Genomic DNA, 25114 nt, shown 5'->3' on the forward strand with positions numbered 1-25114 from the left:
AATAGTGCTCCAAGGTCGTTGGAGCGCGATCCCGCCTGTGTCGGCGGGTAGGCCGTCCCGCGCTCCGGCAGGAGCGCTGGCGGATTTGCTTGCGGCACCCTCACCCGGCCTTCGCCGGAAGGAGGACGCCGGGATTCATCAGATTGTGCGGGTCGAACAGTGCCTTGACCTTGCCCATCAGCTCGTAGCGCAACGGGTCGGCGAGGCGTTCGAGTTCCTCGGTCAGCTTGCGGCCGACGCCGTGCTCGGCGCTGAAGGTGCCGCGGAAGCGCGCCGCCACGTCATGCACCGCCTGCTCGACTTCGAGCGCGAAGGCCTCCGTGTCCGGCAGGCTCGCCCAAAAGGCGCGCTGGAACATCAGGATGTAGTGCACATTGCCGTCGCCAAGATGGCAGACCACCTGGGTCACAGCCTGCGGATAGCGCGCGGCGGCAACCACATCGGCGGCCGCGATGAAGCCTGCGACGTCGGAGGTCCGCACGGCGACGTCGTGGACGACGCCGATGCCCTCCTTCTTGTTGGCCTCGGAGACCGAGTGGCGGACATGCCAGAACTCGTCGGCCTGCTGCTGCGAGGCGGCGACGACGGCATCGACCACCGTGCCCTTTTCCAGGCAGTCGCCGAGGACTTCTTCGAGAATGGCGCTAAGGCCGGTCGAGCCATCCTCGCTGCCGAGCTCGATCAGCACCGACCAGGCCGGAATGGCGTCGAAGGGAATGCGGATGCGCTCGACATGGCGAACCACAAGCTCGAACTGCGAGGCAGAGACCAGTTCGAAGGCCTGGATCGCGCTGCCTGCCCGATCCTGCATGGCGGCGAGAAGAGCGACCGCAGCGGCTGGATCGGCCACCGAGACCCAGGCATGGGCGGTATTCGGGCTCTGCGGGTGCAGCCGCAGCGCCGCGCCGGTGATGATGCCGAGCGTTCCTTCGGCACCGATGAACAGGTGCCGCAGCATATAGCCGGTATTGTCCTTGCGCAGGGCCGCGAGATCGTCGAGCACGCGGCCATCGGCAAGGACGACCTCCAGCCCGGCGACGAGATCGCGCATCGGCCCGTAGCGGACGACGCCGGTGCCACCGGCATTGGTCGAGATCAGCCCGCCGATCTGGGCGCTGCCCTCGCTGCCGAGATGGAGCGGGAACTGACGGCCCGCTTCCGCCGCAGCGGCATGCAGGTCGCCGAGCACGACGCCGGCATCTACGATCGCGACATTGCCGGCGCGGTCGATGGCGCGGATCTTGTTCATCCGGCGCAGCGACAGGACGATGCCCAGCCTGTCCGCGTGGCCGCTCTCCGGCACCGCGCCGAAACAGAGCCCGGTATTGCCGCCGACCGGGAAGACCGGCTGGCCCTCCTCGGCGCAGAGCCGCATCACGGCTGCGACCTCGGCCGTAGAGGCCGGGGCGACGACGCAGAGCGCCCTGCCCTTGCGCCTCTCGCGCCAATCGGTCAGCCAGGGGGCCATATCGCCGGGATCGGCGATGAGCCCCTTGTCGCCAACGATATCGCGCAGCCGATCGAGCACGATGCGGTTCCCTTCGTTCAGGCGAGGCTGACCGATTTCGCCTGTTTGGCGGCGGTCTCGAGCTTGGCGATCGTCTCGGCGCTCGGCCCCTGAAGCGGCAGGCGGACACCGCCGACCGGCATGCCGGCCAGCGCCATGTAGCGCTTCAACGGGCCGGGATTGGTCTCGACATAGATCGAATCGATGACCGGATCGATCTTGTCCTGGAGCTTCAGCGCCTCATTCAGCTTGCCCTGCTTGGCGAGCTCGAAGATCTCGATCCAGATCTTCGGATAGATCGTCGCCGAGGCCAGCACGCCGCCGCGGGCGCCGAGCGCGACATGGGTCGCGAACAGGGGCTCCTCGCCGCTGAGAATCGCGATCTTGTCGCCGGCGTATTTCACCGTGCGGATATAGTCCGGCATGTCATAGGACGAGTACTTCATGCCGATGATCGAGCCGTCCTCCGCCATCGCCTGAACCGTGTCGGCGAAGGCGGAGACGGTGGTGCGGCGCGGGATCTGGTAGAGCATGACCGGCAGGTCGAGCGAATCCCGGTAGCGCCGGAAATAGGCGCGCATGCCGTCCTGGGTGCCGGGCGCATAATAGGGGGTGACCGTCATCACCGCGGCCGCGCCCACCGCCGCGAAGTCGCGGCCGGCTTCCAGCGCATCCTCGAAGCCGGTCGAAAGCACGCCCGGGATCACCGGCTTGCCCTCGGCAGCCTCGACGCAGGTCGCGACGATGGTACGGCGCTCGTCGCGCGAGAAGGCGGGATATTCGCCGGTGCCGCCGATCGGCACGATGCCGGCTGCGCCAGCATCGAGCTGGAAGCGCACCAGCTTCTTCAGGGCCTTGACGTCGACAGACCCATCCTCGGCAAGCGGGGTGACGATGGCCGTATAGAGGCCGTTCAACTGGTCTTTCGTAAGCGTCATCAAGCGTTTCCCTTGTCTAGCCGCCAACCGGATTCAAGCCGGAGCGTGCCCGCAGACGGAGCATCCCGCTTCGGTTTGCCGGCTCGTCAGCCAAGCCAACGCTCGTCCACCATTCGACCAATGTCAACACTAAGATAGAAAAATCCACTATACGACATTTTGTGGAGCATTATGGATCAAGCGCTTTCCATGCCCTATGCTGCTCGCTATGACAGTCCGGGCGAGAGGCGTTGCGCCTCGCGGCCGCGCCAAGGAGATCAGGATGCCGGAAATCTCGTCGCTCGACCGGGACGACACGGCCCGCGGCGCAAGCCGCCCCGCCGATCACGATTCCGAAGATGCGCGGGGCCATCTCGACATTGGCGCGCGCCTGCTGAAGGTGCGCAAGCGTCGGCAGCTGACCCTGCAGGATGCGAGCCGGCTGACCGGCGTCTCGGCTTCGGCCTTCTCTAAGATCGAGCGCAACGAGCTTTCGCCGACCATCTCGACGATGCAGCGCATCGCCCAAGGGCTCGGCATCGAACTGGTCTCCCTGCTCAACGATCAGGACAACGATCCTGGCGCCTTCCGGGGCCGGCGCAGCGTGACGCGGGCCGGCGCCGGAAGCCGCCATGCGACGGTGACCTGCAACAACATGCTGCTGTGCGCCGACCTCAAGAACAAGCGCGCCACGCCGATCCTGACGACGGTGACGGCACGCTCGCCGGACGATTATCCGGCCTGGGCCAAGTCGGAGGCCGAGATCTTCGTGATGGTCCTGGAAGGGACGCTGATCGTGCACAGCGCGCTCTACGAGCCGCTCGAACTCAACAAGGGCGACTCGGTCTATTACGACGCGAGCACCGAGCACACCTGGACCTCCTCGGGGCCGACCGACGCCGTCGTGCTCTGGGTGCTGGTCGACCTCTGAGCCGGGCACTCCGCCGCTGGCGGATTGTCGAGAGCATCCGAGGTTCAGCCTGCGCCATCATGCCGGCCGAAGCACAGCGGAATGCCGGAAGCCATCGCAGGCTTCCGGCCCCTGATGATGGGTTGTGCGGCTGGGCAAGTGTGCCACCTGCCCGCAGAGGCGGCCTGACCGAGGCAAAATCGCTTCTGAAACTCTGTTTTATCTCAAAGACCTGAAGCGAATTCCTGCAACCTGGATTCCGGCTGTCGCCAACGCCGCTCGTCCCGGACGAGCGGCGCAGACCCACAGGCTCCGGCGCTTGCTGCTCAGACCGCCCGGCTGAATTGGCGCGGCGACTGGTCGAGATGCGCGTCGAAGGCCGCGGCGACCTTGCGGACGAACAGGCGCGCATCCTCGGGCAGAAGCACCCGGCTGCCGTCGAAACGGATCAGCCCGTCCCGCGACAGGTCCTCGAGCTTGGCGAGCGACGTAGCCAGGACCCCGCGGTCGACGGGATGCTGGTCGCAGACCGCATCGATGTCGACGGCGAGATCGCACATCACCCGCTCGATCAGCGCGGCGCGCAACCGATCTTCCGCGGTCAGCCGATAGCCCTTGCCCGTCGGCAGCGCGCCATCGGCGACGCGCTCGGCATAGCGCCCTATCACCACCTCGTTCTGAATGAAGCCCTGCGGCAGGCGCCCGATCGCCGAAGCGCCGAAGCCGATCAGCGCCTCGCAGCGATCCGTGGTGTAGCCCTGGAAATTGCGATGCAGCCGCCCCTGCGCCAGAGCCTGCGCCATCGCATCCGTCGGCCGGGCGAAATGGTCGAGCCCTATTCGGACATAGCCGGCGGCGACGAGCTGCTGCGCCATCGCCTCGGCCTGCTCGTGCCGCGCCCGTCCGTCGGGCAGATCCTCGACGGCGATCCGGCGCTGATGCTTCTTGAACTCCGGGACATGGGCGTAGCCGAAGATCGAGAACCGGTCCGGCCGCATGGCGAGGCACTGTTCCACTGTGTCGCGGCAGGACTGGAGCGTCTGCTTCGGCAGCCCGTAGATCAGGTCGAAACTGACCTCCTCGATGCCGGCACGACGCAGGCCCGAGACGACATTCGCGGTCTGCTCGACGCTCTGGATGCGGTTGATCGCCTTCTGCACCGCCGGATCGAAGCTCTGCACCCCGAGGCTGGCGCGATTGACGCCCGCCGCGGCGAGTGCCGCGGTCATGCCGGGCCCGAGCCGGCGCGGATCGATCTCGACGGCGATCTCCGCCTGCGGGTGAACGGCAAAATGCTGCCGCAGCAGCGCGACGAGCCCGACGAACTCCTCCGGCTCGATGATCGTCGGGGTGCCGCCGCCGAAATGGATATGGCGCACGTCGAGCGGAGCGGAACGCTGCGCCGCGACCAGAGCGATCTCGCTGCGAAGCACGGCGAGATAGTCGACGATCGGGCCGTCGCGGAGCGCGACCGTGGTGTGGCAGCCGCAATACCAGCACATCGAGCGGCAGAAGGGGACGTGCAGATAGAGCGAGGTCGTCGTTCCCGCCGGCAGTGCCTTCAGCCAGCCGGCATAGGTTGCGGCGTCGATCCCGGCGCTGAAATGCGGCGCGGTCGGATAGCTCGTGTAGCGCGGAAGCCGCTCATCCGCATAGTGCGCGCCCTGCATCGAAAAGCTCCGGAACCTCGTCTGTTTGATCGCTCTTACCCCGCGCCGCGGCGCCCTTCTTTGATCGAGTGCAAATGCAATGAAGCTCCCGGAGCCGGCGCGGATACCGGCCGGGCGATCGCATCCGGATTTGAGCCAGAACAATGTTCCGCACCGTCAGCTGGTGGATGCTGGGCTCCAAGAGGAGGAAACCATGCATCTTTCCGAACTCGCCCAGCGCTGGCGGCAGCGCCATTCCAGCTTGCGCGAACTCGATGGGCTCGGCAGCGACGGCTTGCGCGAGCTCGCCGGCGACGTCGCCCTGCAGCAGGCCGATCTCTACAATCTCGTTTCGCGCAGCCCGGCCGATGGCGCCTTGCTGCCGCGGCTTCTCGCCAGCATCGGGCTCGATGGCGATCGGGTAAGCCGGCAGCAGCCGGCGGTCATGCGCGACATGGCGCGTATCTGCGCCGGCTGTGACAGCGCGCGCCGCTGCCGCCGCGAACTCGACCGCGAGGAAGCGGAGCTCAGCTACCGGGCCTATTGCCCGAACGCCGAGACCATCGAGGCGCTGCGCCGCTAGATCGCCGCGCGTCCGTTCGGACGCGGTCACGGTGATCTATCTTGTTGTTATCGCATCGAAGTTTTCCGAAAAGCGGTTTCCACTCTTCGGTCCGATGCTATAGACGCCACGCACGGTCGGCGGTCCATTGATAGCCGCTCGTGATAGCCGCTCGATCACGGGCCAAGGCGCCGCAGCGGAGCGAAGCCTTGCCACCTCAATGGCCGCTGAAAACCAGCGTCCGGATCGGCAGGACCAGCGCCTGGATGCGCAGCAGCAGCGCATGCACCAGACCGACCGCATCGACGCCGTGGAGCATGATCTTGCGCCCGGTGGAGAGTTTTCCCGAGGCGATCAGTTCGTGATTACTCGAATAGGCATTGGCGATGCAGGTGCTGCCCGGAGTGACGCCGTCGAGCCCGTCGGCATAGAGCGGCTCCAGGAAAGCCAGAAGCGTTCCCGGCTTGGAAACCTGCTGGACGTCGACCAGGACCTCGCCGCTGCGGATTTGCCCCGCCGCAATGAAATCCTGCACATGGGTGACGACCATCGGGATGATCACCCAGGGCTTGGAGAGGCAGGTCGCTTCCGCGACCATGCCGACCTTCATGACCTGCGCCTCGATCTGCGAGAAGCCCGCCTGCAAGGTCGTTCGTCCCGCCTCGGCCGGGATCAGCACGCCGGCAGGCCGCAGCAGAGGATTGACGACATCGCCGACGCGCAGGGTGAACTGCTCGACGCGCCCGGTGACCCCGGCGCGCACCAGAGTTCGGTCGAGATCGGCCCGCGCCTGGACCAGAGCGGCCTCGGCACTCGCCCTTTCGGCCGGCAAAAGGGTCGCGATCCGCGTTTCCGCGCTCGCCTTCGAAGCGACGACCGCTGCCACAGCGGCCTCCCGCCCGGCGACCAGGTTTTCCAGCCGCTCGATCTCGCGCCGCGCGACGATGTCGTCATTGCGCCGACGCAGTTCCTGCTTGGTCTCGAGCTCGTCGAGTGCCTGCTTGTGGGCACTGCGCGCCTCGAGGATCTTACTCTCATCGGTGAGGAGATCCGCCCTGGCGACGATGATCGCGGCCTCGACCTCGGCGACCTTGTTCCTTGCGGTTTCGACCGCCGCTTCCTGCCGGCTGCTGTCGAGCCGGAAGATCGGGTCGCCCTTGGCGACATTGCCGCTGACGCCGAGATAGATCTGCGCGACGCGGCCATTGATCTCGGGCACGATCGGGACGGTCCGGAACATCACCGAAGCGCTGGTCGTCGAGGGGTGATTGTAGAAGATCACCGTGATCAGGGCGACCGTCAGGATGAAGCAGGAGACGATGCCCCAACGCAGCTCGAACCAGACCGAGTAGAAGGTGATCTCCTTGCCGAGGCGCTTACCCTGCGCGAAGCGCCTGTAGAGATAGTCCGGGACGATGGTGAGAAGCGAGCAGACCATGAGCTCAAGCATGACCCGGCTCCTTCCGGACCACGGCATCGCTCTCGGCTGCGGTGTCGACGTCGCCGGGCGGCGACGCGTCATCGCCCCCCATCTCGGACATCGGTGGCTTCACCCCGGCGATGCGCTCGAGCGCATGGGCCATTCGGCCGAACTGGCCCGAGAAATCGGGAATGTCGATCAGGGCCAAGAGCAGCCCCGCCACCCAGAACAGATGGACATGGGTGAACAGGGCGAGCAGGCCGAGCACGGCGACGATCTCGAACTGCAGCTTCTGGGATTTGTGCGCCATCCGCTCGGGCAGCGTGTGAAGACGCAGGAAGAAGAGGCCGACGGCGAGAACCGACAAAAGGAGGATGATGCCGGTGACGACCAGCAGCGTGTCGGTCTCCTCCGGCGCGGTGATGAAGCCCGGCAGAGAATGCGGTGCCAAGGGATGAAGGCCAGCGGCCATCGGAACACTCCGGTTCAAGAGCACGCCGCAACCAGCCTGCCGCACAAAATAATCGGATCACACTTGCTACATCAACAGTTTAGAGAAATCGGGTGCGACCATCCTTTCGGAAGATGCGGGAACACCTAACCTATCCAGTTGCGCGCAAACTCGGCCTCCTCATAGCCATGCGCCTTCTGCCGCTTGGGTAACTTGATCTTCTCACGCGGCATCGTTTCATAGGGAACCGAGCTGAGTATGTGCGAGATGATCGCCAGTCTCGCCTTGCGCTTGTCGTCCGAATGAACCGCATACCATGGCGCCCAGGCCGTATCGCTCGCGCGGAACATTTCATCTCTCGCCCGTGAATATTCGTACCAACGCGAATAGGACTTCAGATCCATCGGAGAGAGCTTCCAGATCTTCCTGGGGTCGTTGATGCGCTCCTCCATGCGGCGCGTCTGCTCCTCCTGGCCGACCTCGAGCCAGTATTTCAGCAGGATGGCGCCGGAATCGACGATGGCCTTCTCGACGCCCGGCACGACCTGGAGGAAGCTCTTGGCCTGCTCTTCCGTGCAGAACCCCATGACCCGCTCGACGCCGGCCCGGTTGTACCAGCTGCGGTCGAAGATCACGATCTCGCCGGCAGCGGGCAGATGCGGCAGGTAGCGCTGGACATACATCTGCGAGCGCTCGCGCTCGGTCGGCGGCGGCAGGGCGACGACACGGAAGACACGCGGGCTGACCCGCTCGGTGATCGCCTTGATGACGCCGCCCTTACCGGCGCCGTCGCGCCCTTCGAAGACGATGCAGACCTTGCCGCCGGCATGTTTCGCCCATTCCTGGAGCTTGACCAGCTCGCCATGCAGCTCGCGCAGTTCGCGCTCATACTGCTCGCGTTTCATGGGCTTGTTCGAATCTGCCTTCATCGTCGTGCTCCGGCCGCTAGGACCAGCTCAGGAAGAATGCGACATCGCCCGGCATGCCACCCGGCCAGTCGATGATCATGGCGCGCAGCTTGTACTTGGCCGGGCGCAGATGCTCCTGCCAGAATTCATAGGCTTGGCGCGGCCGGCCCGTGAGCGTGGTCGGCCAGTCGGCCTCGGCATTGTTGATCGCCCGGCCGCGATCGCTGCAAAGCGCGCTCGGGAAGCGCATGACGAGGACCTCCTTCTCGCCGCGTTCGGCGGCGGCGCGGGTCTTGTTCGCCAGGCTGTGCTTGATCTCGGCAATCTTCTCCGGCGTGACGGCGATCTCTTCCTGCAAGGTCGCGACGAGTTTCTTGCGGGCCTCCTCGGCCCTGTCCATGGCACCCAGCAGCTTCGAGGCCTTGGCCATTTCGAGCTCCGCCATATAGGACCGGAGATCATCGGCGGACATGAAGCTCTCATCGGCGAGCTTGCTGGCCTGAATGGGGCTGGTGGTCGACATCGCAGGTTCTTCCTTCGCTGACTGCGACCGCCGCGGGGGTGCCGCCCGCGGCAGTGCATGGCGGCTTCAGATCTTCTGGACGTGAATGGCCTCGGCGAAGATGAGGTCGACCATGTCGCCGCGCCGAAGCCGCTTCAGATCGTTCGCGATATCGGGATCGACCACTTTGTGTGTCCGCGGTCCCGCCGGGCCGACATAGCTGACGATGCCGGTCGCGGGATCATAACGCTCGAACTTCGCGGTCAGGGTGAGCGAACGCTCGACGAACCGGTCGGGCAGATTCTGGAAGCGCGGCTGGCTGACCTCTTCCATGTAGACGATCTCCGGCCGCGCGCCCCTCTTCGCGCGCCGGGCGCCAAGCAGCGCCCCTTCGACGCGCCGGATCTGCAGCCGGTCGCCCGGACGCAGGGCATTCAGATCGCCGAAGATCTCGGGCACCATCAACCGCCAGGCATAGTCGCCCTGACGAATGGCGACGATCCGGGTCGCCGGGTTGACGGTGACGACCTCGACATCGAGCCGCTCGACCTCGACCGCCCCGACGCCGGCAACAACCACGGTTTCACTGGTCACCGTGGGATAGGTCGCGCAGCCCGCGGCGCCGAGCGCCAGAGAGAATGCGAGAATCCAGCTTGCATGCTTCGACATCGGAACTCTCCACCCAGAAGGTCAACGCCCTGCTCTATTCACCAGACCTGCGGAACCGCCGCGCCTGGCGTTCGTGAATTGCCTGCCTGAGCTCCGCTTCGAGCCCATCGATCAGATGCCTGTACTCATCGCACCGCGCGGCGGCCCCGGGCATCTCCGAAGCTTCCCAGCGACGCAGCGCCGTCTCCGCCTCGGCGAGGTCTCCACAGATATTGCGGAAGCTCTCGCTGCCGCGCACCAGCTCCTCGATCACAGTCTTGTGTTTCGGCAGACGCCGGATGGCAGCCAGAACGCCCGTATCCATAGGATCGAGCCCCCCGCGAAAGGCCACAATTATGTGGCCGCAGAGACGGGTTGGGAGTAAATAACGGGAGGTTACGCAGAGACTGCCGCCTTGCCTTGCCTTTTCTGATCGGATTTCCGGCTCGGGGGAGCCTATTCCGTGGAGCAGCAACGGCCCTGGAATTGCGATGACGACACCGCCGCGCCGCCGGGGCCGAACCCGCCGGAGCAGGAAATCCGCGCGCAGCTCGACCGAATCCTCGCCAGCACCGAATTCAATGTCCCGGCGCGAGTGCGCCAGTTCCTGATCTATGTGGTCAACGAGACGCTCGCCGGACGGGCGGACCGGATCAAGGCCTATACGGTGGCCGTCGAGGTCTTCGGTCGGGACGCCAATTTCGACATCCAGAACGATCCCGTGGTGCGCATCGAAGCCGGCCGCCTGCGGCGTGCGCTGGAGCGCTATTACCTGCTGGCCGGAAACTCGGCTCCGGTCCTGATCGAAATCCCCAAGGGGGCCTATGTTCCCCGCTTCCACTGGCAGCCGGAGCATGAGGATGACGGGCCGCCTGGCTCGCAGCCTGCGTTCCTAAGCCGGCATGGCAGCGCCGCCGCCCCGGCATGGCGCGGGCGGTACCGGCTCGCCGGCTCGCTGCTCGCGCTGGGCATGCTCGCCGCCGTTGCCCTCGTCTGGGCTGTGGACTGGCCGCAATCCGCAGGCACCGCTGCAGCCCTGCCCACTCCGCCGGGTCCGTCCCTGACGCTCAAGCCCTTCGCCAACCTCTCCGGCCAACCGGAAGTGAACTACTACGCCGCCGGCCTCACCGATGAACTGCTGGCACAGCTCGTCCGCTTCAAGGAGCTGACCGTGCTGGTGCGCGAGGCTTCGGGAGATGCGTCGCCGGGCGACATGGCGGGCAAGGCTCCGCGCCTCACCGGCAGCCGCTATCTGCTGGAGGGTGGCATCCGCCTTTCCGACGGCAAGCTGCGGGTATCGGCGCGCGTGCGGGACGGCGAGAGTGCGGCCATCCTGTGGGCAGGAATCTATGATGCCGACCCGCGCGAAAAGACGATCGTCGATATCGAAACGACCATCGCCGCGACGGTCGCAACCACCATCGCCCAGCCCTACGGGGTGATCTTCGCCAATCCGCCCCGCCCCCGGCCGGACAAGCGCAGCCCGGACCTGCTTCCGCAGGAATGCTCCTACCGCTTCTACCATTACCGCACCGTGCTCGCCCCGATCGAACACGCGCAGGCGCGCGAATGCCTCGAGCAGGTCACGACGCGCTATCCCGAGCATGCGACCAGCTGGGCGATGCTCGCCTATCTCTATCTCGACGAGGAAAGGTACAAGCTGAACCGCAGCCCAGGCTCGCCGCCCCCTATGGCGCGGGCGCGCGCCAGCGCCGAGCGCGCGGTCCGGCTCGCTCCGGAGAATGTCCGCGCCCTGCAGGCACTGATGACGGTGCTCTTCTTCAGCGGAGAGCCCAACGAGGCGCTGCGCATCGGGCTGCAAGCGCGCGCGCTCAACCCCAACGACACCGAACTGCTCGGCGAATTCGGCGCCTGGGTCGCCCAATCCGGGAACTGGGCGCGCGGCGCAGGCATGATCGAGGAGGCGATGGCCAAGAATCCCGGCCAGCCGAACTATTATACCGGGCATCTTGCCCTCGCAGCCTATATGCAGGGCGAGAATGCGCGCGCTGTCGGCCTGATCAAGCGGGCCAACCTGCAGCAATTCCCGATCTATCACTTCGTCGCGGCACTGATCTTCGCCCGTCACGGCATGTCTCTCGAGGCGTCTCAGGCCCGCGCCGAGTTCCTGAAGCAGCGGCCTGGCTTTTTCGCCGATTTCGACAGCGAGCTCGACCGGCGCAACTTCAACGCGAGAGATCGCTCCATCCTGATCCGGGGCGCGATTCAAGCCGGTTTTCCGGTACGAACGCAGCTCTCCGCCTGGGATGAACGGTCCTCCAGCGCAGCGCCCGCCGCGGAGTCGAGCCAGGGCTTGGCTCAACGTAGCCAACCGTAACCTACTTCCCGTAGCGGCATTTGCGGCCTGCACTGCTTTACGAAGTGGCGTGCAGCGGCCAGCGGCGATGCGGCAGAAGCCGGGTTCGCCTCGGCGCTCGGGTTATCCAGCGCCCGCGCCCGACTACCGTCTCTCTACCGCCGGAGGTCCGATGCTCGCAACGATCCATCGTCAGGCGCCGCTCGCCGCGCTGCTCGCCATAGCCCTGAACGGGGGCACGGCCGCAGAAGTTCGCGCGCAGATGTCGACCGGTGCGTTCCAGGGCGCATGGATCGAACAGGGCGAGGCCTGCGCGAGCGCTTTCGCCCTGAAGGGAGGCGCGATCGTCTTCCGGCGGCCGGCGAGCGTCTTCGCCCCGGCCTTCATCGTCGCCGGCCGGCGACTGTCGACGCCGCTCGCCTCCTGCCGGATCGTCAGCGTCAGCCCGAAAGGGGAGCGCCAGATCCTGAATCTGAGCTGCACGACGAGCATCTCGGTCGGTGCAGCCCATGCCATCGTCGCGCCGGCCGAAGGCGGAATGCTGACGCGCTATTTCAGCGCCGAGGGCGGAGGCGGGACCAAATACCAACGCTGCGGCCTGGACGCGCTGAAGCCGCCCTGAGGCCGGGCGCATTCCGAAAGTGACCGGCGGAACGGCGGTCCGCCGACCAGGAGATCGGAGGAAGCCATGTCAGCTCTCGTGCACATCGTGGACGGTGACTCATCATCGCAGGCGGGGATAGACGACCTGCTGCGGGCCTGCGGCTACCGGACCAAGGCCTATGGCAGCGCCGACGAGATTCTCGGCCAGATCGCGGACGACGCGAGCACGGGCTGCATCGTCCTCGACGTACAGCTACCGGACACCGTCGTACCCGATCTGTTCGACAGGCTGAGCAAGGCCGGTTCATGTCTTCCGGTGATCTGCCTCGCGGGAGAAAGCGACGTCCGCACCGGCGTCAAGGCGATCAAGGCCGGCGCCGAGGATTTCTTCACCAAGCCGGTGGCATCGGAGGAACTGATCGTCGCGATCGACCGCGCCATCGCGCGCCATCGCCTCGCCAGCGAGCAGGAAGGCTGGAGCCGCGCCGCGCGGCAGCGACTGGGTCTGCTCACCCGGCGCGAACGCGAGGTCTTCGACCTCGTCATCCGCGGCAGGCTGAACAAGCAGGTCGCCTTCGCCCTCGGGACGACCGAGCGGACGGTGAAGGCGCATCGCCACAAGGTGATGGAGAAGCTGCAGGTCCGCTCGCTCGTCGAGCTCGTATCCTGCGCCGAGCGCCTCAGCCTGTTGCGCACCGACGATCCCTAGCCCGGCCTCTTCACCATCAGAGGGGGTCGAGCATCGTGTCGCCCGCCCACCACATGCCTGCCGGGTTGAAGGCGCCACGCGCCGCGGCGGTCGCCGGCATCCTGTTCTCCATCCTCTTGCTTTCGGCGATCCTCTTGGTGCTGCAGACGCTGCGGCTGCATCCGCGCGACCCCGGCGACTGGCTCGGCGCTCAGGCCTGGAAGGTCGAGCTTGCGCTCCACCTGATCCCTTTTGCCGGCATCGCCTTTCTCTGGTTCATGGGCGTGCTGCGCGACAGGCTGGGCGCGCAGGAACATCCGCTGTTCGCGACGGTCTTCCTCGGCAGCGGCCTGCTCTTCGTCGGCATGCTGTTCACGGCGGCAGCGGCCATCGGCGCGATCCTCACCGCACATGCGGCGCTGCCGCGCGAACTCGCCGGCTCGGCGACCTTCATCCTGGCGCGGTCCTTTTCCTATTTCCTCGTCAGCGTCTACGCGCTCAAGGTCGCCGGCGTATTCCTGCTGACCGCCTCGACCATCCTGCTGCGCACCGAGATCACCGCACGCTGGACCGCCCTCTGCGGCTATGCCGCGGCCGCCGTCCTCTTGCTCGGCAGCCATGTCGTCGACGGCGCCTTCCTGGTCTTCCCGCTCTGGGTGCTGGTCGTAAGCGGCGACATCCTGGTCCGTGAATACCGCCGTAAGGACGTCGCCTAGACTGATCCGGAGAGCCCGTCATCCGCCGGTCCCTGGCTACCGATCCTGGCCGGCGTCGGCTGTCCGGCAGAGCCGGGCTCGCGGTCGGCGAGCGCACTGACCGCATCCTCGACATCGTCGAAGATCGTCGTCGCCTCCGGCCCTTCGAAAAAGCCCGCCCGATGCAGGATCTCCCAGGGCTCCCGGTGGAGTTCGGCGAGAACCAATGTCAGGCCGAGCCCCGACAGATCCGTCCGCAGCTTCTGCAGCATGGCCACCCCGGTCGTATCGATCTGCGCGACGGCGCTGGCATCGACGAGGAACCATTTGGTGCCCGGCGGCACCGACTGCGCCGCGTTCTCGAAGCGGCCGCGCAGGAAATCGGTGTTGAAGAACAGGATGCTGCCCTGCACCAGAAAGATCACCATGCCCGGCACCGGCGCCGCCCGCTCGCTGCGATGGAGCTTGTAGAAGCCCGGCCTGCCGGCGATCCGTCCGAGTAGCGCGACGCGCGGGCGCATTTCCTTGAGCAGAACATGCAGCAAGGTGCCGGCGATCGCGATGACGACACCGCTGAGCACGCCGAGGCTGATCGCGCCCCACATGCTGATCAGGGCGAAGGCGAACTCGGTTCGGCTGACGCGCCAGATCTCGCGGAAACCGCCGAGATCGATCAGGCTGAGCGCGGCGAAAGCGAGGATCGCGCCCAGCGCCGGATTGGGCAGCAGGCGCAACGTGTCGTTGAGATAAAGCAGCAGCGCCGTCAGTGCCAAGGCCGCGACGAGCCCGGCGATCTGCGAGCGCCCGCCCGCGGAAATATTGATCGCCGTGCGCGAGTCCGAGACGGTGATCGGAAAGCCGCTGAAAAGGCCCGAGAAAATATTGCCGAAGCCGAGCCCCGTCAGCTCCCGGTCGGCATCGACGTCGAACTTGTCGCGTGCGGCGAAGCTGCGTGCTGCAACGAGGCCGGAGCTGACGCTGACGAGCCAGACCGCGGCGGCTCCCTGGAGCAGCTCTCTCATCGGCAAATGCGAGACGTCCGGAAGCTTCAGCGAGGGCATCGTGCTTGGCAGGCTGCCGATCACCTTCATGCCGTGTCCCTCGAGATCGAACAGCGCCGAGGCGACGGCAGCGAGCGCGACGACGACCAGAGGTCCGGGGATCGGCGAGCGCAGCCGCGCCAGCAGGACGAGCAGCCCGAACATCGCGGCGCCGAAGCCGAGCGAGGGCCAGTGGATCTGACCGACTTTGCGGGCGATCTCGAGCAGCGGCTGGACGAGCCCGTCGCTCTCGATGCGGACGCCGGTCAGCCGGCCGATCTGCCCGATCAGGATCGAGATCGAGATGCCGCTGATGAAGCCGATCAGGATCGGGCGTGAGAGGAAGGACGCGACGACACCGAGGCTGAGCCTGCCCGCCAGGATGCAGAGCAGGCCGACCAGCAAGGCCAGAGCCGCGGCGGCGGCGACACGATCGGCCGGATTGTCGAGCGGCATGGTCGCCAGTGCCGCGGCCAGCACCGTCATCGTCGCGGCGTCCGGGCCGACCATCAGCTTGCGGGATGGCCCGAACAGCGCGTAGCCGACCAGGGGCAGGATGCTGGCATAGAGCCCGACCTCGGCCGGCAGGCCCGCGATCGCGGGATAGGCGATGGCGCTGGGGATGGCGACGGCCGCGACGGCGAGCCCCGCCGTGACGTCGAAGCGCAAATACTCCAGCCGGTAACCCACCAGGCTCGCAGGAAACAGATCGCGGACTCTCATCGGCACGGTTCCGCGCATCGTCCGGAAAGCTCTTCCGGAGGGGCGTATCGAGCCGAAAGGCGGGAAATGCGGGCTCGAAGCATCCGAAGGCCACCACTTCTGCTACTGGCCGGGCGAGACCTTCTCCCAGCCTTCGTCGGGGTTGAAACGACCCATCCGGGCGGCGATCCGCCCGGTCCGGGGGCCGAGGTCCTTCTGATAGACCGTGCCGGCGTGGTTGAGCATGAAGCTCATCACTCCGGACCTGCCATACTCCGCCGGATAGGCCAAGATGGCGAAGCCGCCGATCATCCGCCCGCCTGCGACATAGTCGATCTGGCCGCCGGGTGCCGCCGCCCCCTGCCGGGTCAGCACCTTGAAGTAATAGCCGTGATAGGGCCGGCGTTCCTCGCCGGCCCGGTAGCCCTCGGCGGCTGCCTCGGCCGCGAGCTCGCCCAGCGGGCTCAGCTCCTCGCCGGCAGTGCTCGGCCAGTACAACCCATCGCGGGTGCCCGGCCGGCTGACGATCCGCCGGGCGTAGACGCCCGCCCCCTGCCCCATTCGATCCTTGGCGGCGTAGTCCTGCTGTGCGTCGAAGAAGGCCAGGATCGCCTGCATGGCGGCGAGTTCGTTGCGCCCGATCCGGCGGGCGGTGATTTCCCGGCCCCCGGCCTCGGAATCGAATGTCCAGCGCTCGCCGGCACGCACGATCGGGATCGGGAAGGGAAACTCGTCCTGCCCGACCAGCAAAGTGGCGGTGCCGTCCTTTTCTCTCAGCGCATGGCGGTTGTCATAGGCAACGACGAAGCGCTCCCGATCGGCCGCATCGGCGACCCGATCGCCGGAGGAGAGGATCGAGCCGGCCCGTGGCCCGAGAATGCTGCGCAAGCGCGCGCTGTCGCCGCCGCGTACCGCCTCGACCAGGGCGGCGGCGGCCGCGTCCGCCGTCTTGAAGGGCTGCTGGGCCCAGGCGGTCGCTGCCGGCGAGAGAGCGAGGGTCGCCCCCGCCATGAGCAGGAGAACGAGCCGATGGGGCGCTGGCCATGGCCTTGTCATTGAACCGATCCCGGAGGTTGAACGAACCGGCGCCGCGTATCCCTGGTCAATCCACGCCGCCGACGCTGACGAAAGAGGGGCTGGCGGAGGCTTGCCACTGGGCGAGGCTCCGGAACGGGACGCCGAGCAGACGATAATCGACCCGCAGATAGCCGTCGGCACCACGGCTCACCGCCCAGGGCGCGACGCGCAGGACCTCCTGGGCGATCACGCCGACATGGCGCTTTTCCGAGCCGCCATAGGCGAAACTGTAGAGCCCGAGGCCGTTGTCGAGGTGTCCGAGCAGCACGACGTCGTGCTTGAGCCGAATGTCGGATCGACGGCCGCCACCGCGGCCACCGCCCATGCCGCCGCGGCTCGCCCCGCCGCCCCTGTTCATGGCGGCGCCCCGGTTCATGCCACCCCCGCGGTTCACGGCAGCGCCGCGCCCCATGCCGGGGCCGCCGGCATGCATGGCCCGCGGACCGCCGCCGCCTCGGGCATGCGCCAGGCTCGCCTGCCCGCGCTGCGACTGCAGATTCGCCGCTCGGCCCTGCTGGACATTGCCGAAGGCGCTGTCGCGTCCCGGCCCGGCACGCCCTGCGCCCGCCTGGGGACGTCGAGGCTGCGTCGCGGCGCGCGCGCCCTGCCCCCGGCCATCGCCGCGGTTGCCGGCGCCGGCCCGGTCGCCCGGACCGCGGTCCGGCCGGTTGGCGACATTGGCGCGGTCGCCCGCGCGCTGCTCCGGGCGCGCAGCGCCACCGAGATCGCCGCGCTCGCCACGCGGTTGCAGAACCTGGTCGCCGCTGCGCCCGCGAAAATCCATCCGGCCTTCGCTACCGGCCCGAAGATTATTGCCGGAAAACTTCTGCTGGACGGCGTTGTTGCGATACTGGACGCCGTGACGGTGCTGGGGATTGTGCTCCCAATGCGTCACGCGGTTCCGGTCGATATTGATATTGTTGTTGCCCCAGTTGACGTTGCCGCCCCAGTAGCCGCCAGTGCTCCAGCGCCCGAGCGCATAGGCGGTTCCGAAGGCGAGCCCGGTCGCGAGCAGGCCGGTGGCGACATAGCCCGGCGCCGGGAAATAATAAGGCGGATAATCGGGATAGGGCCAGGAGCCATAGGCCACGCCCGGATCGTAATAGGGCACGTAGAGCGTGTCGGACTGCGTCGGCTCGATCTGGATGACCTGCTTGCCGCTCTCCTGCTTGACGGTGACCGTCTGCTCGGAACCGGATGAGAGCTTCTTGGCGTCATAGGCGCGCGCCCGCATCCTCTGGATGCCGTCCATGATGTCCGGCTGCTGCGCCAGGACCGCATCGCCAAGCTTCTGCGTCCAGTCGAGGTTCTTGCTCATCATCTCGAGCACGGAGGGCGTCGCGACCAGCGCCTTGACGCTGGCATCCCAGGACTGCTGCTCGGCGGCGGCCTTGAGCTTGTCGCCTTCGAGCTTCTTGTTGGCGGCGAGCCAGCGATCGGCCTGGACGATCTCGAGCGGATAGGTCGAGGCCATCAGCACCTGCGCCAGCAATGTGTCGGGATAGAGCGCGATCGGCGCGACGAGCGCCTCGAGCTGGGCGCTGCTCAGCAGTTGCGCGGCGTGGACGGCCGGCGTCGCGGCGGGGGGCGGCGCAACCGGGGCCGGCGGCGCCTGGGCGGGTTGCTGGGCGAACGGCTGGGAGGCCAGGCCACAAGCGAGGAAACAGGCCAGGGCGAACCGCATATCCATGAGCTTCTCCCTGGCGGCACGTCCACGGGATGGCAGGCGCCCGGCGTCGGGACCGATCAGACAGCCGCGCTAGTACTTCCTGACTGTCGTCCGGGGCGGCCTGCCCTGCTCGGCCTCGCGTAGCGCGCGGAAGGCCTCGACATTGTCGCGGGCCTCTCGCATCGCCTCATTCATGCGCCCGTCCTGCATCATCGCATCGCTTTCCTCCCGCGCGTCCATGACGCATCCGGCGATCTTGTTGCAGGCCTGGGCCGGCCGGCTGTCACCGGTCAGCCAGACCGCGCCGGCAAGGAGGAGAAAGGCTGCGCTGGTAACGATCCTGCTGATCATGGCGTGAACTCCGAAGCGATTGCACCATCGTCGCGCTGCGCACCGGCCGGACGAGCCGGGCGGAACACCGTGCTCGCAAGCGGGCTTCGATCGTTTCAGGTCTCCGGCGGCAGCCCGATACTAGCGAATTCGGCAGCGCAATAACCTGTCCCTAAGGACAATACGCCGAACGCACCGGTTGTGTTGAGCTTGCCGGCATCGAGTATCGGACGGTGCGGCGGCACCTTCCAACCCTGCTCCGGATATCACGGCCGGCCCAAATCACGACAGAGATGGGGCATCGAGATGGCTTCCACTACCCAGGAATCGCACTCTATCGACCATTTCTTTTCGGCGCCCTCGGGACGCCACGACCGGTGGCGGGAGCTCCACGCGACCGCCCGTGCCTGGGCCGGCGGCACTGGCGAGCGGACGGCGGTCGAGACGGCGCTCGCCGATGTCGGCGTGATAGAGGAGTTCCACGCCTTCCCGGGCATCGAACTGATGAGCGTGCTCCGCGAGAAGCTGCTCGGCGACGACAAGGCAGGGTTCCTTGCGCTGGCGAAGCGCATCTCGGTCGGGATCATCACCGGCAACTACAAGCACGACGCACGGGAGTGGCAATCGGGAGACCTCTCGCTGCCCGAGCCGGGCGATCTTCTGCCCCCGGCGCTCAGCGAACCCCAGAGCTATCGGCCTTATTTCGAGCTCCTGGCCGTGACGCCGGCGCCCGCTTCACGCTGGTCCCATATCGCCAGCGAGTTCCGCCGGCTGCGGCGGGCGGAGGACGCATTCATCTACGAGGCCATTCCGGTGGGCAGCCTCGAGGATGCGGTCTGCGCCGCCGTGGTGAACCCCGACATCGGCGCCGTAGCGATCTATGAGGGCTTCGCCTTGCGCTCGCGTCACGATGCGCCGGTGCTGCGAAGCGTGCTCGCCGCCCAGCAACCGCTGCTCGCGACCGCGGACGAAGCCGATCTGTCGCTGCGCCTCGCCGCCGGGCTGAAGGCGATCCGCCCCGAGCTCGACATCTACCTGCTGTCCGACCGACGCGTCGAGAAGCTCGCCGGCGATCCGCGCGCCGCGATGATCCGCCGGGTGATGTACCAGATCGAGGAACCGCTCGAATTGCATCTCTCGGTGCTGGAGGGGATCAAGGCGCGCTACGAGACACCGTTTTTCGACAATCTCAAGCTCTATGCGCAAAGGCCGATCGCCACCTTTCACGCGCTGCCGATCGCGCGCGGCAAATCGGTGTTCCGCTCGCCCTGGATCCGCGACATGGGCCAGTTCTACGGCATCAACCTCTTCCTCGCCGAGAGCAGCGCCACGACCGGCGGCCTCGACAGCCTGCTGGAGCCGACCGGCAACATCAAGCGGGCGCAGGAAATGGCGGCGCGCGCCTTCGGGGCCGACCACGTCTTCTTCGTCACCAACGGCACCAGCACCTCGAACAAGATGGTGCTGCAGGCCCTGGTCGCGCCCGGCGACATCGTCATCCTCGACCGCAACTGCCACAAATCGCACCATTACGGCCTCGTGCTGAGCGGCGCCCAGCCCTTCTATGTCGAGGCCTTCCCAATGGTGGAATTCTCGATGTACGGGGCCGTGCCGCTGCGCACGATCAAGAAGGCGCTGCTCGATTTGAAGGCGGAAGGCCGGCTCGACCGGGTCAAGATGGTCGACCTGACCAACTGCACCTTCGACGGCCACATCTACAACACCCGCCGGGTGATGGAGGAATGCCTGGCGATCAAGCCGGACCTGATCTTCCTCTGGGACGAGGCCTGGTTCGGCTTCGCACGCTGGTCGCCCTTCCTGCGTCCGCGCACCGGCATGGGCGCGGCCGCCGACATCGAGGCCTGGGCCCAGACGCCCGACGCCATCGCCGAGCATGAGCGCCAGCTCGCCGAGCTGGGCGCCACCCCTTCGCTCGAGAAGCTGCTCGATACCCGCCTGGTCCCCGATCCCCGGGCCATCCGCCTGCGCGTCTACCAGACCAATTCGACCCACAAATCAATGTCGGCGATCCGCCAGGGCTCGATGGTGCTGGTGCGCGACGTCGATTTCCACAGGGTCGAGGCGCAGTTCCACGAGGCCGTCTTCACCCATGCCTCGACCAGCCCCAACCAGCAGCTGATAGCCAGCCTCGATGTCGCGCGGCGGCAGATGGAGCTCGAGGGCTACGGGCTGGTGATGAACGCGATAGAGGTCGCGCTCGACATTCGCCGCGAAGTCAATTCGCATCCGGTGATCGCGAAGTATTTCAGCATCGTCGGCGCCGACGGCATGGTACCCGCCGAATACCGCCGCAGCGGCTTCGTCGACTTCCTGGCGCCCGGAACCCGTTGGGACGACCAGTTGCGCAGCATGCGCGAGGACGAGTTCTGCCTCGATCCGACCCGCATGACCCTGGTCTGCGGCACGGCCGGCTTCGACGGCACCAGCTTCAAGGGGCTGCTCGCGGCGCAATACAACATCCAGGTCAACAAGACCTCGCGCAATTCCGTGCTGCTCCAGTCCAACATCAACAACACCCGCAGCGACGTCGCCCTGCTGATCAGCGTCCTCCTGAAGATCAGCGAAGGCATCGAGACGCGCCTCAAACATGGCGGGGAGTCCGAGCGCAAGGCCTTCACCGCGAAGGTGCAGAGCCTGATGAAGGACGTGCCGGACCTGCCGAACTTCAGCCATTTCCATGAGGCCTTCCGGCAGGATGCCGGCGACACCACGCCCGAGGGCGATATCCGCTCGGCCTTCTTCGGCGCCTATCGCGAAGAGCAGTGCGAATACGTCCCGGTCGACGGCCCGGAATGCGACCGTCGGCTCAAGGACGGACCGGAGATGGTCTCGGCCAACTTCGTGATCCCCTACCCGCCGGGCTTCCCGATCCTGGTACCGGGCCAGGTCGTGACCCATGAGACGATCACCTTCATGCGCAAGCTCGATGTGAAGGAGATCCATGGCTACGAGAAGGCCAGAGGCCTGAAACTGCTCAAGGTCGACAGTCTATCGGGCAAGAAAAGCGCCAGCCACGAAACCGGGCGCAAGAAGTCGCGCACCACCTGACCGCCCCTGCCCACCTTCGATACAGGAACTGCGTCGCCAGATCAGGAGACCTCCCATGTTCGACTGGTTCGCCAGTACATTGCGCAGTTATCCGGAGATCGCGCTCTTCCTGTCGCTGGCCATCGGCTATTATGTCGGCGGCTTCGCCTATAAGGGCTTCAGCCTCGGCGCGGTGACCTCGACACTGATCGCCGCGGTCGTCATCGGCCAGCTCGGCATCACGATTTCACCCAACGTCAAATCGACCTTCTTCCTGATGTTCCTGTTTGCCGTCGGCTACGGCGTCGGACCACAATTCGTCCGCGGCATCGCCAAGGACGGCGCGCCGCAGGCGATCTTCGCGGTCGTCGTCACCGTTTTCTGTCTGGCGATCCCGGTCATCATCGCCAAGATCGCCGGCTACCATCCCGGCTACGCTGCCGGCCTCTATGCGGGCTCGCAGACCATCTCGGCCTCGATGGGGCTGGCGACCGACGCGATCAACCGCCTCGGCCTCTCGCCCGAACAGACCAAGGAGTATCTCGATGCCATGCCGGTCGCCTATGCGGTGACCTATATCTTCGGCACAGTTGGATCGGCGATGGTCCTCGCCCTGCTCGGCCCCAAGCTGCTCAATATCGACCTCGTCCAGGCCTGCAAGGACTACGAAGCGCGGCTCGGCGGCGACAAGGAAATCGGCGGCGCCGGTTCGGTCTGGCGGCGCTTCGAATTGCGTGCCTTCCGGGTCCGGGCCGGCGCCAAGGTCGCCGGCATGCGCGCGGCCGAGGCCGAGGCGCTGGTGCCCGATGCGCGCGTCTTCGTCGAGCGCATCCGCCGCGACGGCGTGATCATGGATGCGACCACCGACACCATCCTCCAGGAAGGCGACATCGTCGCCGTCGCCGGGCCGCGCGAAGTGCTCGTCAACCTGATCGGCCAGAATGCCGAAGAGGTCGAGGATCCCGAGTTGCTCGACGTGAAGGCAGAGGGCGTCGACGTCTACGTTACCAGCAAGGAGGCCGACGGCAAGACGCTGGCCGAACTCTCACGGCTGCCATCGGCCCGCGGTGTCTTCCTGCGCAGGATCGTGCGCGGCGCCACCGCGACCCACATCCCGATCCACGCCAATACCGTGATCCATCGCGGCGACATCCTGACCATCGTCGGCCGCACCCAGGACATCGCGGCCGTCGCCAAGGTCATCGGCCACCCCGACCGGCCGAGCGATGTCGCCGACGTCGCCTTCATCGGCGGCGCGATCACGCTCGGCGCGCTGATCGGTGCACTCGTCTTCAAGGTCGGCGGCGCGCCGCTGACGCTGTCGACCGCCGGCGGCGCGCTGATCTCCGGCCTGGTCTTCGGCTGGCTGCGCTCGGTACGCCCGGTCTTCGGCCGCATTCCGAGTTCGACGGTCTGGTTCATGAACTCGGTCGGCCTCAACATGTTCATCGCGGTCGTCGGAATCTCGGCCGGTCCCGGCTTCGTCAAGGGACTGCAGACGCAAGGTGTCGGCCTCTTCCTCTGGGGCGCCCTGGCAACAACGCTCCCGCTGGTCCTGGCGATGTTCGCCGGCAAGTACATCTTCCGCTTCGACCCGGCGATCCTGCTCGGCGCCTGCGCCGGAGCACGCACCACAACCGCCGCGCTCGGCATGATCTGCGAGACCGCCAAGAGCCAGGTCCCCGCCCTCGGCTACACCGTGACCTATGCGGTCGGAAACACCCTCCTGACGATCTGGGGCATGGTGATCATCATGCTGCTGACCTAGGCGGGCCAAGGAAAGCCTTCGATCTCAGCCTCTTACCGGGAGCATATCATGGATCCTGTCACGCTGCGGACCTTCGAGACGCTCAGCCCCTTCGAGATCAAGGACGAGTTGATCCGGCTCGCCAAGCTGACCGCCCAGAATTCCTCGATCGCCATGCTCAATGCCGGGCGCGGCAACCCGAACTGGGTTGCGACGACACCGCGGGAAGGCTTCTTCCTGCTCGGTCAGTTCGCGATCACCGAAAGCCGGAGGGTGATGAGCAAGCCGGCGGGTATCGGCGGCATGCCCAAGGCCGATGGAATCGCCATGCGGCTGGACGAATGGCTCGCCGCACACAAGGATTCCCCCGGCGCCACCTTCCTGCGCGACATGGTCGCCTTCGCCGTCAAGAAATTCGACTTCAAGCCCGACGCCTTCGTGCATGAGCTCGTCGACTCGATCATCGGCGACAACTACCCGGTTCCCGACCGCATGCTCGTCCACAATGAGCGCATCGTGCACGAATACCTGATGTGGGCCATGTGCGGCGAGCCGCGTCCCGCCGGCCAGTTCGACCTCTATGCCGTCGAGGGCGGCACGGCGGCGATGTGCTACATCTTCAAGTCACTGAAAGCCAACCGGCTCCTCAACCCCGGCGACACCATCGCGCTGGCGACGCCGATCTTCACCCCCTATCTCGAAATGCCGCATCTCGAGGATTACGGGCTCAATATCGTCACGGTGGCGGCCCCCCAGGAGAACCGCTTCCAGTTCACCGACGAGGAGCTGAAGAAGCTCGAGGACCCGAAGATCAAGGCCTTCTTCGTCGTCAACCCCGGCAATCCCTACGCGGTCGCCCTCAGCGAGGAGACCATCGCCAAGATCGTCAAGCTCGTTAAGACCAAGCGTCCCGATCTGATGCTGCTGACCGACGACGTCTACGGCACCTTCGTGAAGGGCTTCCGCGGCCTGCTCGGCGCCCTGCCCCACAACACGATCGGCGTCTACTCCTATTCCAAATATTTCGGCTGCACCGGCTGGCGGCTCGGTGTCATCGCGATCCACCGCGACAACATCTTCGACAAGGCGATCGCAAAGCATCCCGCGAACATCCAGACGGCGCTCGACAAGCGCTACGGTGCGCTCACCCTGAAGCCGCGCGAGATCAAGATGATCGACCGCATCGTCGCCGACAGCCGCGACGTCGCGCTCAACCACACCGCCGGCCTGTCGCTGCCGCAGCAGGTGATGATGTCGCTGTTCTCGCTGTCGGAGATGATGGACGAGGCCAAGCTCTACCAGAAGACCTGCATGGAGATCGTCCACTCGCGCGCCCAGCGCATGGTGGAGGGGCTCGGCATCGAGGTGCCAGACAACCCGCTCCATGACCGCTATTACGGCCTGGTCGACTTCGAGTTCTGGGCCAACAAATATGTCGGCTCGGAGGTGGTGGCCTATATGAAGGAGCACATCCACCCGCTCGACATCGTCTTCCGCCTGGCAGAGGACCACGGCATCGTGCTCCTGAACGGCGGCGGCTTCCATGCTCCGGACTGGTCGGTCCGCGTCTCCTTCGCCAATCTCGACGACGAGGTCTACAGCCAGATCGGCCGCGCCACCCGCGCCGTGGCACGCGGCTACCGCCAGGCCTTCGACGCCTACAACCAGGCGCTCGCAACCACGAAATCGCCAGGAGGCGCCAAGAAGGCATGACTGTGCCCGTC

At 66.4% G+C, this 25114-nt stretch carries 22 protein-coding genes; 9 read left to right on the forward strand and 13 right to left on the reverse strand.

The window, feature by feature from the left end; translation table 11 throughout:
- Nucleotides 1-100: 100 nt before the first annotated feature.
- Both AC3RCC_RS17275 and dapA read right to left on the reverse strand, forming a co-directional pair.
- Nucleotides 101-1528 carry an FAD-binding oxidoreductase gene (locus AC3RCC_RS17275; RefSeq protein ID WP_492256029.1) on the reverse strand — a complete coding sequence of 476 codons (1428 nt, stop codon included), beginning with the start codon at nt 1526-1528 and terminating at the stop codon, nt 101-103.
- Between the two features lie 17 nt (nt 1529-1545).
- The gene (dapA, locus tag AC3RCC_RS17280; RefSeq protein ID WP_291637803.1) at nt 1546-2445 is read right to left on the reverse strand and encodes a 4-hydroxy-tetrahydrodipicolinate synthase; all 900 of its coding nucleotides are present in this window, start codon (nt 2443-2445) and stop codon (nt 1546-1548) included.
- Nucleotides 2446-2707: 262 nt separating this feature from the next.
- Here dapA and AC3RCC_RS17285 point away from each other — a divergent pair, with 262 nt between their 5' ends.
- Complete coding sequence (locus AC3RCC_RS17285; RefSeq protein WP_452116435.1) at nt 2708-3355, forward strand: helix-turn-helix domain-containing protein; 648 nt, start codon at nt 2708-2710, stop codon at nt 3353-3355.
- Nucleotides 3356-3660: 305 nt separating this feature from the next.
- Here AC3RCC_RS17285 and hemN read toward each other — a convergent pair whose 3' ends face one another.
- Nucleotides 3661-5004: an oxygen-independent coproporphyrinogen III oxidase gene (gene hemN, locus AC3RCC_RS17290; protein WP_492256030.1), complete on the reverse strand. Its 1344-nt coding sequence runs from the start codon at nt 5002-5004 to the stop codon at nt 3661-3663.
- A gap of 193 nt (nt 5005-5197) precedes the next feature.
- Between hemN and AC3RCC_RS17295 the strand changes: the two genes are divergently transcribed.
- Nucleotides 5198-5566, forward strand: a complete 369-nt coding sequence (locus tag AC3RCC_RS17295; protein ID WP_492256031.1) for a DUF6455 family protein — start codon at nt 5198-5200, stop codon at nt 5564-5566.
- Between the two features lie 196 nt (nt 5567-5762).
- Here AC3RCC_RS17295 and AC3RCC_RS17300 read toward each other — a convergent pair whose 3' ends face one another.
- From AC3RCC_RS17300 to AC3RCC_RS17325, 6 genes are all read right to left on the reverse strand, one after another.
- A complete protein-coding gene (locus AC3RCC_RS17300) occupies nt 5763-6995 on the reverse strand; it encodes an HlyD family secretion protein (protein WP_492256032.1) in 1233 nt (410 codons plus the stop codon).
- Nucleotides 6988-7437, reverse strand: coding sequence for a hypothetical protein (locus AC3RCC_RS17305; protein ID WP_492256033.1), 450 nt, complete (start codon nt 7435-7437; stop codon nt 6988-6990). Before AC3RCC_RS17305 ends, AC3RCC_RS17300 begins: the two co-directional genes overlap by 8 nt.
- 125 nt (nt 7438-7562) lie before the next feature.
- On the reverse strand, nt 7563-8321 hold the full coding sequence (ppk2, locus tag AC3RCC_RS17310; RefSeq protein ID WP_492256034.1) for a polyphosphate kinase 2: 759 nt from the start codon (nt 8319-8321) through the stop codon (nt 7563-7565).
- A 40-nt stretch (nt 8322-8361) separates the two neighbouring features.
- Nucleotides 8362-8847 carry a hypothetical protein gene (locus AC3RCC_RS17315; protein WP_492256035.1) on the reverse strand — a complete coding sequence of 162 codons (486 nt, stop codon included), beginning with the start codon at nt 8845-8847 and terminating at the stop codon, nt 8362-8364.
- Nucleotides 8848-8913: 66 nt separating this feature from the next.
- Entirely contained in the window at nt 8914-9495 is a 582-nt protein-coding gene (locus AC3RCC_RS17320; RefSeq protein ID WP_492256036.1) for a hypothetical protein, read from the reverse strand.
- A 34-nt stretch (nt 9496-9529) separates the two neighbouring features.
- Nucleotides 9530-9799, reverse strand: coding sequence for a hypothetical protein (locus AC3RCC_RS17325; protein WP_291637821.1), 270 nt, complete (start codon nt 9797-9799; stop codon nt 9530-9532).
- Between the two features lie 138 nt (nt 9800-9937).
- Here AC3RCC_RS17325 and AC3RCC_RS17330 point away from each other — a divergent pair, with 138 nt between their 5' ends.
- From AC3RCC_RS17330 to AC3RCC_RS17345, 4 genes are all read left to right on the forward strand, one after another.
- Entirely contained in the window at nt 9938-11812 is a 1875-nt protein-coding gene (locus AC3RCC_RS17330; protein WP_492256037.1) for an adenylate cyclase, read from the forward strand.
- A gap of 67 nt (nt 11813-11879) precedes the next feature.
- Entirely contained in the window at nt 11880-12413 is a 534-nt protein-coding gene (locus tag AC3RCC_RS17335) for a hypothetical protein (RefSeq protein WP_492256038.1), read from the forward strand.
- 66 nt (nt 12414-12479) lie between these two features.
- Nucleotides 12480-13103 (forward strand): response regulator transcription factor, encoded by a 624-nt coding sequence (locus AC3RCC_RS17340; RefSeq protein WP_492256039.1) that lies wholly within the window; start codon nt 12480-12482, stop codon nt 13101-13103.
- 35 nt (nt 13104-13138) lie between these two features.
- A complete protein-coding gene (locus tag AC3RCC_RS17345; RefSeq protein ID WP_492256040.1) occupies nt 13139-13798 on the forward strand; it encodes a hypothetical protein in 660 nt (219 codons plus the stop codon).
- Here the strand turns inward: AC3RCC_RS17345 and AC3RCC_RS17350 are convergent.
- From AC3RCC_RS17350 to AC3RCC_RS17365, 4 genes are all read right to left on the reverse strand, one after another.
- The gene (locus tag AC3RCC_RS17350; RefSeq protein ID WP_492256041.1) at nt 13795-15540 is read right to left on the reverse strand and encodes a SulP family inorganic anion transporter; all 1746 of its coding nucleotides are present in this window, start codon (nt 15538-15540) and stop codon (nt 13795-13797) included. The genes AC3RCC_RS17345 and AC3RCC_RS17350 overlap by 4 nt on opposite strands.
- Nucleotides 15541-15642: 102 nt before the next feature.
- The gene (locus AC3RCC_RS17355) at nt 15643-16575 is read right to left on the reverse strand and encodes a DUF2950 domain-containing protein (RefSeq protein ID WP_492256042.1); all 933 of its coding nucleotides are present in this window, start codon (nt 16573-16575) and stop codon (nt 15643-15645) included.
- 46 nt (nt 16576-16621) lie between these two features.
- Complete coding sequence (locus AC3RCC_RS17360; RefSeq protein WP_492256043.1) at nt 16622-18286, reverse strand: DUF3300 domain-containing protein; 1665 nt, start codon at nt 18284-18286, stop codon at nt 16622-16624.
- A gap of 69 nt (nt 18287-18355) precedes the next feature.
- Nucleotides 18356-18616 (reverse strand): hypothetical protein, encoded by a 261-nt coding sequence (locus AC3RCC_RS17365; protein WP_492256044.1) that lies wholly within the window; start codon nt 18614-18616, stop codon nt 18356-18358.
- 285 nt (nt 18617-18901) lie between these two features.
- Between AC3RCC_RS17365 and AC3RCC_RS17370 the strand changes: the two genes are divergently transcribed.
- The 3 genes from AC3RCC_RS17370 to AC3RCC_RS17380 are packed head-to-tail and all read left to right on the forward strand — an operon-like array spanning nt 18902 to nt 25103.
- Nucleotides 18902-21664, forward strand: coding sequence for a decarboxylase (locus AC3RCC_RS17370; protein WP_492256045.1), 2763 nt, complete (start codon nt 18902-18904; stop codon nt 21662-21664).
- Nucleotides 21665-21719: 55 nt separating this feature from the next.
- A complete protein-coding gene (gene aspT, locus AC3RCC_RS17375) occupies nt 21720-23411 on the forward strand; it encodes an aspartate-alanine antiporter (protein WP_291640380.1) in 1692 nt (563 codons plus the stop codon).
- Nucleotides 23412-23459: 48 nt separating this feature from the next.
- A complete protein-coding gene (locus AC3RCC_RS17380; protein WP_492256046.1) occupies nt 23460-25103 on the forward strand; it encodes a bifunctional aspartate transaminase/aspartate 4-decarboxylase in 1644 nt (547 codons plus the stop codon).
- Nucleotides 25104-25114: the final 11 nt, after the last annotated feature.

It is taken from the genome of Allobosea sp. GW823-FHT01F03 (assembly GCF_058798075.1).

Excerpts from the sequence above, each read along its gene's own strand:
- aspT (WP_291640380.1), top strand. The coding sequence starts at position 21,720 with ATGTTCGACTGGTTCGCCAGTACATTGCGCAGTTATCCGGAGATCGCG.
- AC3RCC_RS17295 (WP_492256031.1), top strand. The coding sequence starts at position 5,198 with ATGCATCTTTCCGAACTCGCCCAGCGCTGGCGGCAGCGCCATTCCAGC.
- AC3RCC_RS17360 (WP_492256043.1), bottom strand. The coding sequence starts at position 18,286 with ATGGATATGCGGTTCGCCCTGGCCTGTTTCCTCGCTTGTGGCCTGGCC.
- AC3RCC_RS17320 (WP_492256036.1), bottom strand. The coding sequence starts at position 9,495 with ATGTCGAAGCATGCAAGCTGGATTCTCGCATTCTCTCTGGCGCTCGGC.
- AC3RCC_RS17305 (WP_492256033.1), bottom strand. The coding sequence starts at position 7,437 with ATGGCCGCTGGCCTTCATCCCTTGGCACCGCATTCTCTGCCGGGCTTC.
- AC3RCC_RS17370 (WP_492256045.1), top strand. The coding sequence starts at position 18,902 with ATGGCTTCCACTACCCAGGAATCGCACTCTATCGACCATTTCTTTTCG.
- AC3RCC_RS17300 (WP_492256032.1), bottom strand. The coding sequence starts at position 6,995 with ATGCTTGAGCTCATGGTCTGCTCGCTTCTCACCATCGTCCCGGACTAT.
- AC3RCC_RS17355 (WP_492256042.1), bottom strand. The coding sequence starts at position 16,575 with ATGACAAGGCCATGGCCAGCGCCCCATCGGCTCGTTCTCCTGCTCATG.
- ppk2 (WP_492256034.1), bottom strand. The coding sequence starts at position 8,321 with ATGAAACGCGAGCAGTATGAGCGCGAACTGCGCGAGCTGCATGGCGAG.
- dapA (WP_291637803.1), bottom strand. The coding sequence starts at position 2,445 with ATGACGCTTACGAAAGACCAGTTGAACGGCCTCTATACGGCCATCGTC.
- AC3RCC_RS17365 (WP_492256044.1), bottom strand. The coding sequence starts at position 18,616 with ATGATCAGCAGGATCGTTACCAGCGCAGCCTTTCTCCTCCTTGCCGGC.
- AC3RCC_RS17325 (WP_291637821.1), bottom strand. The coding sequence starts at position 9,799 with ATGGATACGGGCGTTCTGGCTGCCATCCGGCGTCTGCCGAAACACAAG.
- hemN (WP_492256030.1), bottom strand. The coding sequence starts at position 5,004 with ATGCAGGGCGCGCACTATGCGGATGAGCGGCTTCCGCGCTACACGAGC.
- AC3RCC_RS17335 (WP_492256038.1), top strand. The coding sequence starts at position 11,880 with ATGCGGCAGAAGCCGGGTTCGCCTCGGCGCTCGGGTTATCCAGCGCCC.
- AC3RCC_RS17340 (WP_492256039.1), top strand. The coding sequence starts at position 12,480 with ATGTCAGCTCTCGTGCACATCGTGGACGGTGACTCATCATCGCAGGCG.
- AC3RCC_RS17350 (WP_492256041.1), bottom strand. The coding sequence starts at position 15,540 with ATGAGAGTCCGCGATCTGTTTCCTGCGAGCCTGGTGGGTTACCGGCTG.
- AC3RCC_RS17380 (WP_492256046.1), top strand. The coding sequence starts at position 23,460 with ATGGATCCTGTCACGCTGCGGACCTTCGAGACGCTCAGCCCCTTCGAG.
- AC3RCC_RS17315 (WP_492256035.1), bottom strand. The coding sequence starts at position 8,847 with ATGTCGACCACCAGCCCCATTCAGGCCAGCAAGCTCGCCGATGAGAGC.
- AC3RCC_RS17285 (WP_452116435.1), top strand. The coding sequence starts at position 2,708 with ATGCCGGAAATCTCGTCGCTCGACCGGGACGACACGGCCCGCGGCGCA.